Origin of the sequence: Streptomyces sp. YIM 98790, from assembly GCF_011421595.1 — a bacterium.
Taxonomy (GTDB): domain Bacteria; phylum Actinomycetota; class Actinomycetes; order Streptomycetales; family Streptomycetaceae; genus Streptomyces.
In genome coordinates this window covers 77,219-92,794 of sequence record NZ_WTLH01000001.1, presented here as the reverse complement: position 1 = coordinate 92,794, position 15,576 = coordinate 77,219, and the positions used below count along the sequence as shown (strand labels likewise).

14 protein-coding genes and 2 pseudogenes are annotated in these 15,576 nt (G+C 76.1%); 5 read left to right on the top strand and 11 right to left on the bottom strand.

The genetic code is table 11. The features are described from left to right. Positions 1-41 precede the first annotated feature (41 nt). Positions 42-917 (bottom strand): AraC family transcriptional regulator, encoded by an 876-nt coding sequence (locus tag GQS09_RS00385; protein WP_165983900.1) that lies wholly within the window; start codon positions 915-917, stop codon positions 42-44. A 242-nt stretch (positions 918-1,159) separates the two neighbouring features. On the opposite strand from GQS09_RS00385, the gene GQS09_RS00380 reads away from it, so the two are divergent. Next, the gene (locus GQS09_RS00380) at positions 1,160-3,337 is read left to right on the top strand and encodes a restriction endonuclease (protein WP_165983899.1); all 2,178 of its coding nucleotides are present in this window, start codon (positions 1,160-1,162) and stop codon (positions 3,335-3,337) included. A gap of 58 nt (positions 3,338-3,395) precedes the next feature. Here GQS09_RS00380 and GQS09_RS00375 read toward each other — a convergent pair whose 3' ends face one another. Further along, entirely contained in the window at positions 3,396-3,704 is a 309-nt protein-coding gene (locus tag GQS09_RS00375) for a DUF1540 domain-containing protein (RefSeq protein ID WP_165983898.1), read from the bottom strand. A gap of 207 nt (positions 3,705-3,911) precedes the next feature. Between GQS09_RS00375 and GQS09_RS00370 the strand changes: the two genes are divergently transcribed. Together GQS09_RS00370 and GQS09_RS00365 are read left to right on the top strand one after the other, a co-directional pair. Further along, complete coding sequence (locus GQS09_RS00370) at positions 3,912-4,202, top strand: hypothetical protein (RefSeq protein ID WP_165983897.1); 291 nt, start codon at positions 3,912-3,914, stop codon at positions 4,200-4,202. A 24-nt stretch (positions 4,203-4,226) separates the two neighbouring features. After that, positions 4,227-4,796, top strand: a complete 570-nt coding sequence (locus GQS09_RS00365) for an NUDIX domain-containing protein (RefSeq protein WP_165983896.1) — start codon at positions 4,227-4,229, stop codon at positions 4,794-4,796. An 82-nt stretch (positions 4,797-4,878) separates the two neighbouring features. Here GQS09_RS00365 and GQS09_RS00360 read toward each other — a convergent pair whose 3' ends face one another. The 6 genes and pseudogenes from GQS09_RS00360 to GQS09_RS00345 form a co-directional block, all read right to left on the bottom strand. After that, positions 4,879-7,014, bottom strand: a complete 2,136-nt coding sequence (locus GQS09_RS00360) for an MMPL family transporter (RefSeq protein WP_165983895.1) — start codon at positions 7,012-7,014, stop codon at positions 4,879-4,881. Positions 7,015-7,251: 237 nt separating this feature from the next. Beyond that, positions 7,252-7,464 (bottom strand): response regulator transcription factor, encoded by a 213-nt coding sequence (locus GQS09_RS30870; protein WP_399552364.1) that lies wholly within the window; start codon positions 7,462-7,464, stop codon positions 7,252-7,254. After that, positions 7,413-7,535, bottom strand: a pseudogene (locus tag GQS09_RS30865) (hypothetical protein); the annotation flags it as partial. The pseudogene GQS09_RS30865 and the gene GQS09_RS30870, both read right to left, overlap by 52 nt. Positions 7,536-7,704: 169 nt before the next feature. Continuing rightward, positions 7,705-7,935 (bottom strand): annotated as a pseudogene (locus GQS09_RS30860) (response regulator transcription factor); the annotation flags it as partial. A gap of 61 nt (positions 7,936-7,996) precedes the next feature. After that, the gene (locus GQS09_RS00350; protein ID WP_165983893.1) at positions 7,997-9,355 is read right to left on the bottom strand and encodes a sensor histidine kinase; all 1,359 of its coding nucleotides are present in this window, start codon (positions 9,353-9,355) and stop codon (positions 7,997-7,999) included. 121 nt (positions 9,356-9,476) lie between these two features. Next, positions 9,477-9,923 (bottom strand): DUF2000 domain-containing protein, encoded by a 447-nt coding sequence (locus GQS09_RS00345; RefSeq protein ID WP_165983892.1) that lies wholly within the window; start codon positions 9,921-9,923, stop codon positions 9,477-9,479. Here GQS09_RS00345 and GQS09_RS00340 point away from each other — a divergent pair. After that, positions 9,922-10,848, top strand: a complete 927-nt coding sequence (locus tag GQS09_RS00340; protein WP_165983891.1) for an AraC family transcriptional regulator — start codon at positions 9,922-9,924, stop codon at positions 10,846-10,848. The two genes, GQS09_RS00345 and GQS09_RS00340, sit on opposite strands and share 2 nt — an antisense overlap. Positions 10,849-10,876: 28 nt before the next feature. After that, on the top strand, positions 10,877-12,016 hold the full coding sequence (locus tag GQS09_RS00335) for a CapA family protein (RefSeq protein ID WP_165983890.1): 1,140 nt from the start codon (positions 10,877-10,879) through the stop codon (positions 12,014-12,016). Here the strand turns inward: GQS09_RS00335 and GQS09_RS00330 are convergent. Genes GQS09_RS00330 through GQS09_RS00320 form a run of 3 tightly spaced genes read right to left on the bottom strand, consistent with a single transcriptional unit; the run spans position 12,000 to position 15,567 of the window. Next, entirely contained in the window at positions 12,000-13,727 is a 1,728-nt protein-coding gene (locus GQS09_RS00330) for an ABC transporter ATP-binding protein (protein ID WP_165983889.1), read from the bottom strand. The two genes, GQS09_RS00335 and GQS09_RS00330, sit on opposite strands and share 17 nt — an antisense overlap. Further along, positions 13,724-14,617: an ABC transporter permease gene (locus GQS09_RS00325; protein ID WP_165983888.1), complete on the bottom strand. Its 894-nt coding sequence runs from the start codon at positions 14,615-14,617 to the stop codon at positions 13,724-13,726. Before GQS09_RS00325 ends, GQS09_RS00330 begins: the two co-directional genes overlap by 4 nt. Next, positions 14,614-15,567: an ABC transporter permease gene (locus GQS09_RS00320; RefSeq protein WP_165983887.1), complete on the bottom strand. Its 954-nt coding sequence runs from the start codon at positions 15,565-15,567 to the stop codon at positions 14,614-14,616. Before GQS09_RS00320 ends, GQS09_RS00325 begins: the two co-directional genes overlap by 4 nt. Positions 15,568-15,576 lie beyond the last annotated feature (9 nt).

The window sequence follows — 15,576 nt, the reverse complement described above, 5'->3', positions numbered from 1 at the left end:
GATCGCCCTGCCGTGTCGTCGTGGTACGTCACGGACGGGGCTCAGGATGCGGGGGTGCGGCGGGCCGCGTCTTGAACGCTGTTGCGGTACGCGGCCGGGGTGACGCCCAGCACCCGGCGGAACCAGCGGGTCAGATGCGCCTGGTCGGCGAAGCCGGTCAGCGCCGCTGCCTCGGCCGGGCGGTGCCCGGCGGCCAGCAGGACACGGGCCCGGTCCACCCGGTACTGGGCCAGCCAGGCGTACGGCGGCATGCCGCTGCCGCGCCGGAACGCGCGCAGCAGCTGGTAGCGGGAGACGCCCAGTTCGGCCGCGAGGTCGGCGAGCGACGGCGGGGCCAGCAGGCCGGCGGCCAGGCGCTCCCGGACGTGCCGGACCAGATGCCCGGCAGGATCGGCGATCTCGCGCGGCGGGCGGGCCGTGCCCGGAGCGGCGTGCCGCCGGGCCAGCTCGGCGAACAGGCCCAGCAGCCGGGACTCGTGCTCCAGGGCATCGGCCGTGCCGGCCGCGGCGGCCGCGGTCCCGGCCCCGGCGGCCTCGCGGTAGGCCCGGTGCAGGGCGGCGGCCAGCGGCGGGTCCTCGATCACCGGCCGGCGGAAGCGCGGCGGCCGGCCCCCGGCCACCCCCTCGGCCAGCAGCGCCTCCGGCGGATACGCCACCCGGTAGGCGAAGCCGTCGTCACCGGCCGGGCCGCCGGTGTGCACCTCGCCCGGCTCCAGCACCACGATGCTGCCCGGCCCCGAGTACAGCCGCCCGCCGCGGTAGTCGATCACCTCAAGGCCGCCGAGCGTCACCCCGACGGCGAACTCCTCGTGCGCGTGCGGGGCGTACCGGTGCTCGTGGAAGCGGGCGGCCATCAGATCGAGCGGACGGTGGCCGGTGCCCATCGCCAGCCGCGTCCACTCCGCCCGTTCCCGCATCCGCCGATGGTAGGACGCGCCGCCGACAGCCGCGCCCGGCCCGGCGGCCCACCGGGCCGGTCCGCCGGACACAAGCCGACGCGCCGCCGAACTGGCGTGCGCCTTGGGGAAGTTGTGTGGAGCATCCGGGTGAGCAGGGCGGCCGGAAGGGGCTAAAATCGCACAACTCGCCGCATGGGTCGCCCGGCCGATCCGGCGGACGGTCATGGGATGCCGGATTCCCGGGGAGGGCCCGCAGCGCAATGAGTCGTCGCTCCAACGGTCTCATCGGAGTCTGGGTCGAGGCCCAGCGCCAGCAGCAGCGGCAGCGGGAGGAGCAGCAGCGGGCCCAGCTCAGGCACCAGCGCGATCTGGAGCGGCAACAACGGGCCAGGGAACGCGAACTGGCCCGCGCGCACCGCGAACGCCAGGCGGCCTACCGCCTGCAGCGGGAGACCGACGCCCGCAAGCGGACGGCCGAGCTGGAGGCGCAGGTCGCCGCCCTGGAAGGGCTGCTGGCGGCGGGCTGCCGCGCCCCCGCGTTCACCATCGCCCGGCTCACCCGCCCCGAGCAGGTCGAGCCCTTCGACCCCGGCCCGCTGGCCCACCCCGTGCCCCTGCCCGACCCGGCGGCGTACCAGCCCCGCGGCGGCGGCTGGACGGCCCGGCGGGCGCAGCAGGAGGCCCGCGCCCGCTACGAGCAGGACTGGCATGCCGCGCAGGCCGCCGAGGCGCAGCGGCAGCAGCAGCTCGCCGCCCACCGGCGGCAGTACGACGCCTGGGCGGGCGCTCAGCTCGCGGAGATCCGCGGCCACAACGCGGGCGTCGCCGAGCTGGCGGCGGCGCTGCGCGCCCGCGATCCCGGCGCCGTGGTGCAGTTCTTCTCCGCCGCCCTGTACTCCGCCACCGCCTGGCCGGAGGGCCTGGAGCTGCCGCTGCGGCTGTCCGCGGCCTATGACGCGGCGGCCCGGCAGCTCGTGGTCGACTGGGAACTGCCCCGGTACGGCATCGTGCCGGCCGCCAGGTCGGTGCGCTACCTGCCCGGCTCCGACCAGGACAAGGAGACGGCCCGGCCGGTCACCCAGCGCCGGGCACTGTACCGGGACGTGCTGGCCCAGTGCCTGCTGCTGGTGCTGCACCGGCTGTTCGCGGCGGACGACGCGTACGGGCTGCTCGACTCCGTGGCGCTGAACGGCTTCGTGGACGACCACGATCCGGCGACCGGCCGCCGCACGGAGACCGTCGTGGCCACCGTGCTGGCCGAGCGTGCCGTCTTCCGGGAACTGCATCTGGCGCAGGTCAACGCCGTGGAATGCCTGACCGGCGCGCTGCGCGGCCAGCTCCCGGCCCGCCCGGACCAGCTCACCGCGGTCCGCCCCGGGCGGCGGCCGGACGAGGTGGGCGAGGACGTGGTCAGCCACGGCGGTCACGGGGCGGAGGAAGGCGCGGAGAAGGGCGCGGAGGAGCCGGATCTGTTCCAGATGGATCCGCTCGCCTTCGAGTCGCTGGTCGCCGAGCTGTTCCGGGCCATGGGCATGCGGGCGGTGACCACGCAGCGCTCCCGCGACGGCGGGGTGGACGTGAACGCGGTGGACCCGGCCCCGATCCGCGGCGGCACCCTCGTGGTGCAGGTCAAGCGGTACCGCAACACCGTGCCGCCGTCCGCGGTGCGGGATCTGTACGGCACCGTGCAGGACGCCGGCGCCAACAAGGGCGTGCTGGTCACCACCTCCCGGTTCGGCCCGGGCTCGCACACCTTCGCCAAGGGCAAGCCGCTGGAGCTGGTCTCCGGCACCGAGCTGGTCGACCTGCTGCACCGCCACGGCCTGCGGGGCCGCCTCGGCGACGGCACCGGCGGCCCGTCCCCGGCCGCCGCCCCTGCCGCGGCCGGGGCGGTGCCGCGCCGGGGCGCGGCACGCCGGGCCGGGAACGACGCGGCGGACCCTGCGGACCACAACGTGCTCGGCATGTCCTGGGCGGGCGGGGTGGCGCTGGACGTGTGCGCCCTGGTCTGCCAGGGGCAACGGGTGCTGAGCGACGACCACTTCGTCTTCTTCAACAACCCCAGCACCCCGGAGGGCGCGGTCTCCTCGGTGCCCGAGCCCGCCGCACCGGACCGGGCCGCGATGCGGGTGGCCTTCGCCGCCCTGCCCGCCCGCGCCGACCGCCTGGTGCTGGTGGCGGCGGTGGACCCGGAGGCCGGCCCGCAGGCGGATCTGTCCGGCTTCACCGCGGCCGGCATCCGGCTGCTGGACTCCTCCGGCACCGAACTGGACCGGCTGGCCGTGGCGGACGGCCGCCCCGGCGAAACCGCGCTGGTGCTCGGCTCCTTCCGCCGCCGCGCCGGCGGCGACTGGCACTTCGTCGGCGGCGGCAAGGGCTACCCCGGCCCCTCCGGCCTGGAGTCCCTGGTCCAGGAGTACGGCATCGACGTGGCCTGACCGGCGCGCGAGCGTCCGGAGGGAGGATGCCGGCGGGGGGCGGCGTCAGGCGGGCATGTCAGGCGGGGGCGTAGGTCAGGCAGTCGACCTCGGAACGGTGGTAGCCGACGGTGATGCCGGGGGCGTGGCATTCGAGGCGGTTGTTGTGGCGGCAGTCGGCCATCTTGCAGGCGCCGACCCGGCCGGTGGTGCCGGGGTCGCCGCCCTCGAGGCCGGCACGGAGGAAGGTGTCGCAGTGCGGGTGGCGGAGGTCACCCACGGTGATGGCCAGGGCGTGGCAGTCGCCTTCGCGGTTGTAGGCGCAGTTCTCCACCGCGCACGCGTTCACGGCGGGCATCTCGCCGGGCATCTCGCTGGGCATGTCCATGGGACCGAGGGTGGCAGCGGTCCGGGCGGGCGGCCGGTCGGGGTGCGCCGTCCGGGGGACGTGCGAGGCTGGGAGGGCAGTGCGGACGCGGCACACCGCGCGGACGTGCGCAGGTGCCTCCGGCGGGGCCGTTCGGCCCGGTCCGGCGGGCGGGAAGGCGGTGGAAAATGGGTAGGCGGGACCGGTCGCGGAAGGCGGTGATCAAGGATGGCCTGGGCATCTTGGACGACACAGGGCGTGTTCACCGGGCCCGGAGGCGTACGCACCGACGAGATGGGTGTGGTCACGGGTGACCTGACCGTCCACACCACCTGGGTCGGTGACCGCGCGGATGTGACGGTGCAGTACTCGGGCGCGTCCGACTGGTTCACGCTCTCCGGCAGCCCGGTGGAGTGCCACTCCGAGGAATCCAGCCGGGCACTGCACCAGGCGGTGGTCGAGGCCGTGCGGACGGGCGGCGGCCAGTCCACGCCCGCCGGGTGGACCCCGGTCCGCTGACCGCCCGGCCGAGGACGGCCCACAGTGGGCACGGTGCGTCGCAGCGCGGGTCTGCTGCTGTTCCGCCGGACCGCGGAGCACGGTCCGGAGGTGCTGCTCGGCCACATGGGCGGGCCGTACTGGGCACACCGGGACGCGGGGGCGTGGTCGGTGCCCAAGGGCGAGTACCTGCCGCCGGAGGAGGCGCGCGATGCCGCGCTGCGCGAGTTCCGGGAGGAGCTGGGCGTGGCGCCGCCGGAGGGCGAACTGCTGCCGCTGGGCGAGGTGCGGCAGTCGGGCGGCAAGACGGTGACGGTCTGGGCGGTGCACGGCGACCTCGATCCGGGGTCGGTGGTGCCGGGGACCTTCACCATGGAGTGGCCGCCGCGCTCCGGGATCAGGCGGACCTTCCCGGAGATCGACCGGGTGCGGTGGTTCCCGCTGGACCAGGCCCGCGCGAAGCTCGTGAAGGCGCAGGCGGTCTTCCTGGACCGCCTGCGCGCGCTGCTCACGGCCGGCGGCGCGGACGGCGCCGCCGGCACAGAGAGCACGGGCGGCACGGGCAGCACGGGCGGCACGGGCGGTGGCGCTCCGGACGGACCGGGACCGGCGTAGTGCCGGTCGCCCCGGACACCGCCGGCGCGGCCGGTCCCCGGCACGTGGCCCGGCACCGGCCGGCGGCGGTGTGCGCGTGCGCTCAGCCCGGCAGGGACACCTTCTCCCGCGCCCCGGGACGGGGCTCCTCGCGCAGGCCGTAGCGGTGGTGCAGCCGGCGCAGCGGCGCGGGCGACCACCAGGCCCGGCGGCCCAGCAGCGTCATGGTGGCGGGCACCAGCAGCATCCGCACCACGCTGGCGTCGATCAGCACCGCCAGCGTCAGGCCCAGCCCGATCTGCAGGATCGGTGAGAAGCCGCCGGTCATGAAGGCCGCGAAGACCACCGCGAGCAGCAGCGCCGCGCAGCTCACCACCCGGCCGGAGCGCTGGAGCCCGGTGACCACGGCCCGGCGTTCGTCCCCGGTGTCCAGCCAGCTCTCCCGCATCCGGGCCAGGATGAACAGCTCGTAGTCCATGGCCAGGCCGAAGGCGATGGCGAGGATCAGCGGCGGCGCGGTGAGGGAGAGCGCGCCCATCTCCTCGCCGCCGAGCAGCCCGGCCAGATTGCCGTCCTGGAACACCCAGGTGACCACGCCCAGGGCCGCTCCCAGGCTGAGCAGGGTGGTGGCGATGGTGCGCAGCGGGATCAGCAGCGAGCCGGTGAAGGCGAACAGCAGCAGGAACACCGAGAGCAGCACGGTGGCGGCGGCCCACGGGGTGCGCTCGGCCAGCATGGCGCGGAAGTCGACCAGCGCGGCGGCGTTGCCGGTGACCTCGACGGGCTGGTCGCCGCGCAGGTCCCGGATCTCCTCCACCAGGGCGGTGGCGGCCGGGCCGTCGACCGTGCCGGTCGGGGTGAGTTCCAGCAGGACGGTGCCGTCGGTCAGGACGCGGGACTGCGCCTGGGCCACGCCGGGGAGTTCGCGGAGACGGTCGAGCAGCGCCGGGTCGGTCTCCGGTCCGGCCAGCACCTCCACGGGGCGGACGCCGGTGCCCTCCGGGTAGTGCTCGTGCAGCGCGTCGTAGAGCTGCCGGGCCTCGGTGCCGGCGGGCAGCTGGCGGGCGTCGCCCAGTTCGATGACCGCCCCGGCGGCCGGCACGGTCAGGACCGCCAGTCCGGCGACCACGGTCACCACCACGGCCAGCGGGCGCCGGGCCGAGAAGCGGGCCAGGCGGGCGAAGAGGGCGCCGGGTTCGCCGCCGGAGCGGGTGGTGGCCGGCGCGGGGGTGATCCGGCGGCCGAAGCGGGCCAGCAGGGCGGGCAGCAGGGTGACGGCGGCCAGCATGTCCACGGCCACCACGGCGGCCACGGCCAGGCCCATGGAGCGCAGGAACGGGTTGGGGAAGACGAGCAGTCCGGCCAGGCTGACGGCCACGGTGAGACCGGAGAACATCACCGTCCGGCCGGCCCGCGTCACGGCGCGGCGCACCGCCTCCAGGTGGTCGTCGGTGCCGCCCGCCGCCCGTTCCTCCCGGTAGCGGACCACCAGCAGCAGCGCGTAGTCCACGGCCAGGCCGAGGCCGAGCATGGTGGTGACCTGCACCGCGTAGACGGAGACATCGGTGGCCAGGCTGAACAGATACAGGGCCAGGAAGGCCCCGGCGATGCCGCTGACCGCCACCACCAGGGGCAGGCCGGCCGCGCGCAGGCCGCCGAACACCACGATGAGCAGCAGCAGGACCAGCGGCAGCGAGATGATCTCGGCCCGCGCGATGTCGCCCTGGGCGCGTTCGCCGATCTGGTCGCCGAGCAGGGCGTCACCGCTGACGTGGACGTCCGCCCCGGCCAGGCCGTCGAGTGCGCGGATGCGGTCGGCGGCGTCCGCCACCGCGGTCTGTGCCGCGTCGTCGTCCAGGCCGGCCTCGAAGCCGACGGGGAGCAGCAGGGCCCGCCCGTCCTCGGCCGCCAGGCCGGGGGTGGTGTAGGGGTCCGGGGCCTCGGTGACGCCGGGGACGGCGGCCAGGTCGGCGAGTGCGGCGGCGACGCCGGAGCGCAGTTCCGGATCGTCCACGGCCGGTGCCGTGATCACGGCGGTGAGGGAGTCCCCGGCCGGGTCGAGTGCGTCGAGCCGCTCGCCGGCCTCTGCGGACTCGCTGCCGGGGGTGTGGTGCACGGCGTCGTCGAGCCGTTCGAACACGCCGGTGCCGAGGCCGAATCCGAGCACCAGCAGGAGCACCCAGGCGAATATCACGGTCAGCGGGCGGCGGGTGGCCACCCGGGCTAGTGCGGCGAGCATGGCATCTCCTCGGCGTTACTCGGCATTGCTCGGCGGTCGTCGCGAATGCCACTCAGCGTGGTGCCGGAGGGGGTGCCGGCGGATCGCCGGGAGGAGCGGTTTCCGCACCTCCCCCGTGCGGGGGAGACCTCTGCCGTACTCCCTCCCGAGAGGGAGCGCCCGCACCGCCGCCGCGCGCCCGGCGGAGGCGCCAGGCGGCGTCAGGCAGGGTCGTCAGACGGGGCGTCAGGCGGGGCGTCAGGCGGGGTCGGGGGTGCCGGGAGTGACCAGACCGGCTTCGTAGGCGCAGATCACGGCCTGCACCCGGTCGCGCAGCCCGAGCTTGGTGAGCACGCTGCTGACGTGTGTCTTCACGGTGTGCTCACTGACCGTGAAGGCCGCGGCGATCTCGGCGTTGGTCAGCCCGCGGGCCAGCAGCCGCAGCGTCTCCTCCTCGCGGGTGGTGAGCACCGACAGCCGGGCGGCCGACGACGATGACGACGGCGGAGAAGGAGAAGGAGAAAGAGAAGGAGAAGGAGGAGCGGGGGCCGGGGCGGGCGGTGGCTGCTGCCCGCGGCGCAGCCGGATGACGTCCGCGATCAGCCGCCGGGTCACCGTCGGGGCGAGCAGCGAGTCGCCGGACGCCGCCAGCCGCACGGCGTGCACCAGGTCGTCCCGGCGCACGTCCTTGAGCAGGAAGCCGCTGGCGCCCGCGGCGAGCGCCTCGTAGACGTATTCGTCCACGTCGAAGGTGGTGAGCATGACCACCCGGCAGTCGCTGCGGGCGCACACCAGGCGGGCCGCCTCGATGCCGTCCATCACCGGCATGCGCACGTCCAGCAGCAGGACGTCCGGGGCGTGTGCGCGGACCGCGGCCACGGCCTCGGCGCCGTCGCCCGCCTCGGCCACCACCTCGATGTCCGGCTGGGCTTCGAGAATCATGGTGAAGCCGCTGCGGACCAGTTCCTGGTCGTCGGCGACCACCACCCGGATACTCATCGGCTCAACGGCTCCCTCTGCCCGCACCGCCGCCCGCACGGCTTCCCGCCAGGGCCGCCGTGGGGCGCGCCGCGGCAGGCAGCCGGGCCACCACCCGGAACCCGCGGCCGTCCGCGCCGGGGCCGATCCGGACCTGCCCGCCGCAGGCGGCGGCGCGCTCCCGGATGTTGATCAGCCCGTTGCCGCCGCCGTCGCCGTTCCGCTCCGGCGTCGCGGGGGCCGGTCCCCGGCCGTCGTCCGCCACCGTGACCACCAGCATGCCGTCCTCGTCCTCCCAGTCCAGCACCACCCGGGCGGTACGGGCCCCGGCGTGCTTGACGGTGTTGGTCAGCGCCTCCTGGACCACCCGGTAGACGGCCACCTCGGTGTCGGCCGGCAGCGGGCGGGGCTCGCCCGTGGTGTGCAGTTCGGCGCGCAGCCCGGCGCTGCGGGCCACCTGCCGCACCAGCTCCGGCAGTTCCGCGACGGTCGGCTGCGGCGCCCGCGGTGCCGGGCCGCCGCCGGTGCCGCCGCCGGTGCCGGGGGCCGTGGCGGCGCTGTCCGCGGTGAGGGCGGCGGCGCTGCCGTCCCCGTCCTTCAGCACGCCGAGAATACGCCGCAGCTGGGTCATGGCGTCCCGCCCGGTCTCCGCGATGGCGTCGAACGCGGCCTCGGCCCGCGCCGGATCGCTGCGCACCACCACCGGCCCGGCCTCCGCCTGCACCACCATCAGCGAGACGGCGTGGGCCAGGATGTCGTGCATGTCGCGGGCGATCCGGGCGCGTTCCCAGGCGGCGGCGCGGGCCACCTCGATCTCCCGCTCCCGCTCCGCGCGGCGGGCCCGGTCCTCGGCGGCCTCGGCGTACGCCTGCTTGACCCGGGTGAGCACCCCGATGCCGTAGGCGCAGCACACCCCCAGCAGGTGGAAGGCGTAGTCGATCGGCTCGGCGCCGCCCTTGAACGCGAGCACGGCGGTCGTCCCGGTCAGCCAGCCGGCCAGTGCGACGCGGCGCTGCCAGGGCCCGCCGATGGCGGCCAGGGTGTAGACCGCGACCAGGCCCGCGTACAGCACGTCCGGCGGCGGCTGGTGGTGCACGCCCACGGCTGTGGTGGCGGCGCCGACCGCCAGACAGCTCGTCAGCGGCGCCCGCCGCCGCCACAGCAGCGGTACGGCGGTGGCGGCCGTGAGCACCCAGCCCAGCGCGTTCACCGAGCCGGGGCCGTCCTCGGGAAAGAGGCACTGCAGCCAGGCGGCGCACAGCACGGCCACGGTCACGGCCAGGTCCACGGCCAGCGGGTGCGGCAGCCGGAGACGGGCGGCGAGCGCCGCGGCGCGGTTGGCCGCGGGGTGGAGGCATGGCGACGGAGCGAGGGGTTCGGTCATCGGCGGCTCCTCTGCCGAAAGTTCCCCCCAGTATCCGGCCCGGCCGGGCCCGCCGTCCTCACCGGAGCGAGGGAGGTCTCCTCACCGGAGCGAGGGAGCCGGCGCGGGGCGGCCGGGCGGGTCAGGGATGCATGCGGGCGCCCTTGAGGGTTCTGTCGACGGCGTTCCGGGGGCCGTGCACGGCAAGGCCGACCAGGTCGAGCCGGTCCCCCGGCACCGCCCGCACCGCCGCCCGGTTGTCCCGGTCGTTGCCGGTGGAGAACAGCTCCGCGGTGAAGACGGACAGCAGCAGACCGCGGGACAGGGCGCGGGCGCGCGCGGCGGTGAGCAGTTCCCCGGTGCCCTCGAAGACCAGCACCGGCTGCCGGAACATCGGCAGGTAGCCGGTGCCGTCGGCGTCCGCGTACGGCTCGCCGATCAGTTCGGGGCACTCCGCGGCGATCCCGCTGACCAGGAACGCCGTGGCGTTCAGGCGCTGCCAGCCGGCGAGGTCGTCGCGGAGCAGAACGGCGATCTTGGTGTCGAAGCGGACCGGTGCGGCAGGGGCCGTGGCTGTGCTGTCAGTCATGGTCACAGCGTCGGCCCGGGGCAGCGGCGGCGTCTTGTACGATCCTGGCGTGGCAGCCGCGTCCACGACGCTGAACGCCTGGCGGCCGCCGGTGGCGGGCATCCAGGAGGTGCTGCACGCCCATCTGGTGGGGCACGCCTACCCCATGCACACGCACGCCACCTGGACCCTGCTGCTGATCGACGACGGCATGGTCCGCTACGAGCTGGAGCACCACACGCACGGCGCGCTGACTCCCCTGGTGACGCTGCTGCCGCCGCACGTGCCGCACAACGGCAGCCCGGTGACCGCGCGCGGGCTGCGCAAGCGGGTGCTCTATCTGGAGGAGCGGACGCTCGGAGCCGAGCTGGTGGGCCCGGCCGCCGACCGCCCGGGCATCGACGACCGGCTGCTGCGCCGCCGCGTCCACGAGCTGCACGGTGCCCTGGCCGTCCGCGGGGAGGAGCTGGAGGCGGAGAGCCGCCTGGCCTTCGTGGTGGAGCGGCTCCGTCACCGCCTGCGTCCCCGGACGGTGCCGCCGGGCCCGGCTCGGCCCGGCCCCGCCGAGGACCTGCGGGACCTGCTGCGGGAGAACGTCCGCGAGGGCGTGACGCTGGCCGGGGCCGCCGCCGCGCTGCACGCCCATCCCACCCACTTGATCCGGGCGTTCACCCGGCGGTTCGGCATGCCGCCGCACCAGTACCTGATCACGCTGCGGGTGGACCGGGCCCGGCGGCTGCTGCTGGAGGGGTATCCGCCGCCGGACGCCGCCGCCCTGGCCGGCTTCTACGACCAGTCCCATCTGACCAGGCATTTCCGCCGGGTGCTGGGGGTGCCTCCGGGCCGCTACGCGGCGCATGCCGCCGGCCGGCGGGCGGTCGGCCCCCGCAGCCGCCGCACCGAGGGCAGCCGCCGTGGCGGCGGGAGCCGTCCGGTGCCGTTGTGAACGGCGGAGCACGCCCTACGCTGGAGACATGACCGGCGGCCCGGTGGGACTGGCGCTGTGCGGCGACGTGATGCTCGGCCGCGGCATCGACCAGATCCTGGCGCATCCCGGCGATCCGGCACTGCGGGAGCCGTATGTGCGGGACGCCCGGCGGTATGTCTCGCTGGCCGAGGAGGCCGCCGGTACGGAGGTGCCGCGCCCGGCCGCGCCGGAGTGGCCGTGGGGCGAGGCGCTGCGCGTGCTGGACGAGCGGGCGCCGGACGCGGTGCGCGTGCTCAATCTGGAGACCGGCGTCACCACCAGCGGCGATTTCGCGCCCGGCAAGGGCATCCACTACCGGATGCACCCGGCGAACCTCGCCTGTCTGGCCGCGGCCCGCCCGGATGTCTGCGTGCTGGCCAACAACCATGTGCTGGACTTCGGCCGCCGGGGACTGGCCGAGACCCTGGACGCGCTGGCCGGGGCCGGGCTGCGCACCGCCGGTGCGGGCCGGGACGCGGACGACGCCGGGCGGCCCGCGGCCGTCCCGGTGCCCGGGAACGGCGGCCCGGCGGCAGGGCCGGGCTGGCGCGTGCTGGTGTTCGCGCTGGCCATGCCGTCCAGCGGGGTGCCGCTGGAGTGGGGCGCCACCGCCCTGCGGTCCGGGGTGGACTTCCTGCCCGGGCCGTCCGGCGACGCCGCGGACGTGCTGGCGCACCGCATCGCGCAGGTCAAGCGGCCCGGTGACCTGGTGGTGGTCTCACTGCACTGGGGCTCGAACTGGGGCTGGGAGATCGCCCCCGAGCAGGTGGATTTCGCGCACGCGCTGATCGACGCCGGTGCGGACGTGATCCACGGCCACTCCTCGCACCATCCCCGTCCCCTGGAGGTCTACGCCGGAAAGCTGGTGCTGTACGGCTGCGGCGATCTGCTCAACGACTACGAGGGCATCGTCGGGTACGAGGAGTACCGGGACGATCTGCGGCTGCTCCACCTGGCCCGGCTGGACCCGGACAGCGGGGAGCTGGCCGGGCTGCACATGGTGCCGCTGCGTTCGCGCGGCCTGCGGCTGGAGCACGCCTCGGCCGGCGAGGCGGCATGGCTGTGCCGCACCCTGGGGGAGGCCGCCCGCCCGTTCGGCACCCGCCTGGCCGTGGACCCGGACGGCACGCTCAGTCTCCGGCTGTGAGGACCGCGGCGGCGGGCCCGGTGGCGGTGATCCTGCCGTGGGCGACGACGGCGACCCGGTCGGCCAGACCGGTGGCCAGCGGAAGGTCGTGAGTGATCAGCACCAGGGCGGTCGGCGGCCCGCCGGACGTGCCGGACGTGCCGGACGTGCCGGTGATGCCGGAGGTGAGCCCGGCCAGCAGGGTGCGGATGGCCCGGCGGTTGACCGGGTCGAGCCCCGAGGTGATCTCGTCGCACAGCAGCACCCTGGGGCGGGCCAGCAGCGCGCGGGCCAGGGCGGCACGCTGCAGCTCGCCGCCGGAGAGTCCGGCCGGCGGGCGGGCGGCGGTGGCCTCGTCCAGGCCCAGTGCGGTGAGCAGGGCCGCCGCCTCGGCACGGGCGGCGGCCGGTGCGGTGCCGCGCAGCCGGACGGCGGTGCGGGCCACCTGGTCCCGGACCGGGCGGTACTCGTCGAACGACGCCCGGGCGTCCTGGAACACGTACTGCACGGCGGCGAGCCGGTGGGCGGGGCGGTCGCGCAGGCTGCGCGGCAGCGGGGTGCCGTCCAGCAGCACGCGGCCGGACCAGCGGCGGTGCAGCCCGGCCAGGCAGCGGGCCAGGGTGGTCTTGCCGGAGCCGGAACTGCCCACCACGGCCAGGCATTCGCCGGGCCGCACGGCGAGTGCGATGTCCCGCAGCACCACGGCCCCGCCGCGGCCGGGCCGCCGCGGGCCGCCCCCGTGCCAGGCCGTCAGCCCCGACACCTCCAGCACCGCCGCTTCCGCCGGGGCACCGGCTCCGCCGTCCGCGGCGGCAGGGGCGCCAGGGGCGGCGTCGGCCGCCGCGCCCTCCGGCGCCGGTGCCTCCGGCGCGGTGGCGGTCCGCGGCGGCACGGTTGTCCACAGGCTGTGGGAGACGGCCGGCACCGCGCCCGGCGGCCCGGCGTCCGCCACCCGGCCGTCGCGCAGCACCACCACCTCGTCGGCCAGGTCCCGCACCACATCGAGGTCGTGGCTGAGCAGCACCAGCGCGATGCCCCGCTCCAGCACCGCCCGCAGCTCGGCCGTCACCCGCCGCTTGGTCACCGGGTCCTGCCCCGTGGTCGGCTCGTCCGCCACCACCACGGGCGCGCCGGAGAGCAGCGCCTGGGCCAGCACCACCCGCTGCTGCTGCCCGCCGGAGAGCTGGTGCGGATAGCGGCGCAGCACCGTCTCCGGCTCCGGGAGCTGGGCCGCACGCAGCGCCTCGCGCACCGCCTGCCGGGCCGCGCCGCGCCCGAGGCCGCGCAGCCGGGCGATGTCACCGAGCAGGGCGCCCGCCCGCCGGGCCGGGTTGAGCGCCTCGGCCGGGCTCTGCGGAATGTACGCGGCGCGCCCGCCACGCACCCGGACGGTGCCGGAGACCACCGCCCCGGCCGGGTACTCGCCGAGCAGCGCCAGCCCGGTGGTGCTCTTGCCGCTGCCGGACGGGCCGATCAGCGCGGTGCAGCGGCCGGGCAGCGCGGTCAGTGTGACGCCGTCCACCAGCGCGCGGCCGTCCACCTCGACCCGCAGCCGGTCGACGTACGCCACCGGGTCCCGGTCCTGGTCCCGGTCCGGGTCCGGGTCCGGGGAGAGCGGTGCGGATGCGGTGAACGGGGTGCGGGATGCGGAAGGAGTGGAAGGGCTGGAAGGGCCGGAGGGGGTGGAAGGGCCGGAGGGGGTGGAAGGGGTCGAAGAGGTCTCGCGGGTCATGGTGCCTCCGTCCTCCCGGCCGTCCTCCCGGCCGCGGTCCGGGCCGCGTCGCCGCGGCGGGCGGACAGCGCGGCGTCGAAGAGCAGATTGGTTCCGGTGGTCAGCGCCACGATCAGCACCGCCGGCACCACCACCGCCCACGGCTGCAGGAACAGACCGGTGCGGTTGTGGTCCACCATCACCGCCCAGTCGGCGGCGTCCGGGGCCACGCCCACGCCCAGGAAGGCGGCCGTGGCGATGAGGTACAGCGCGCCGGTCAGCCGGACCCCGGCATCGGCCGCCAGGGTACGCAGCATGCTCCGCCCCACATAGCCGACCGCCATCCGCCACCAGCCCTCGCCCTGGAGCCGCATGGCCTCCACGGCCGGCCGGCCCGCCGCCTCGGTGGCCGCGGCCCGCACGATGCGGGCGGCGTCGGGCACCTGGATCAGCGCCACGATCACCGCAAGTCCGGCCGGGCCCGGGGTGATCAGCGCGGCCGTCATCAGCAGCAGAAGCAGCGACGGCACGGCCAGCACCACGTCCAGCGGGCGCATCAGCAGCTCCTCCAGCCAGGCCCGGTGGGTGAGCGCGGCGGCCAGGCCGACCGGCAGCGCCGCCAGATAGGCGAGCGCGGTGGCGGCCACGGCGGTGAGCACCACGGTCCGCCCGCCGAGCAGGACCTGCCGCCAGACGTCCCGGCCGGTGAAGTCGGTGCCCAGCCAGTGCCCCTGGCCGAGGGTGAAGGAGACGCCGCGCGGGCCGGGTTCACCGGCGAACCACGGCCCGGCCAGGGCCAGCAGCAGCGGCACGGCCACCAGCGCGGCCCCCAGCACCGCCTGCCCGCGGGACCGTCGTGACCGTCCCGGCGGCCGCCCCGGCGATGGCCGCCGCACGGCCCGGGGCTTCATGCGGCGGCTCCGGTGCGCGGGGCGAAGCGGTGGGCGACCAGATCGGCGCCCAGATTGAGCACCACGGTGATCGCCCCGAAGAGCACGGCCAGGCCCTGGACGACGGGGATGTCGCGGGCCGCCACCGCGTCCATCAGAATGCTGCCCAGCCCCTGGATCACGAACAGGGTCTCCACCACGATCACCCCGCCCAGCAGCCAGTCCACCGTGCGGGCCAGTTGCTGCGCGGCCGGGGCCAGGGCGTTGGGCAGCGCGTGCGCCCAGCGGACGCGGCGGGCCGGCACCCCGTAGCGGCGGGCCTGGGCCGTGTACGGGGTGGCCAGCGCGTCGATCATCCCGGCCCGTACCAGACGGGCCATCGAGCACACCGGGCGGGCCAGCAGCACCAGCACCGGGAGCACCAGTACGGCGGGTTCGGCCAGCGGATCGGAACTGTGGCCGACGGCGGTGGGCGGCAGCCAGCCCAGCCGCAGCGCGAACACCACCACCAGCAGCACGCCGAGGGCGAACTCCGGCACCGCGTAGACGGCCAGGGTGACCGTGCTGATCAGCCGGTCGGTCCGGCCGCCCTCGCGGCGGGCGGCCAGCACGCCGAGCCCGACCGCGACCGGCACCAGCAGCGCCACGGTGAGCGCGGCCAGGACCAGCGTCGGGCCGAGACCGGCGGTGAGATAGTCCGTCACCGGGCGGCCGGACACCAGGGAGGTGCCCAGGTCGCCGCGGAGCAGCCCGGCGGCCCAGTGGGCGAAGCGCTCGGCGGGCGGCTCGTCCAGCCGCATGGTTTCGCGGATGCGGGCAATGCGTTCCGGGTCGGGGTGGTCCCCGGCGAGCGCGACGGCCGCGTCGCCGGGGAGCGCCTCGGTGAGGAGGAAGACCAGCATCAGCACACCGGCGATCTGGAACACCCCGACGGACAGCCGCCGCACCAGCCAGGCGCGGCGGTCGCTCATCTCGCGCGG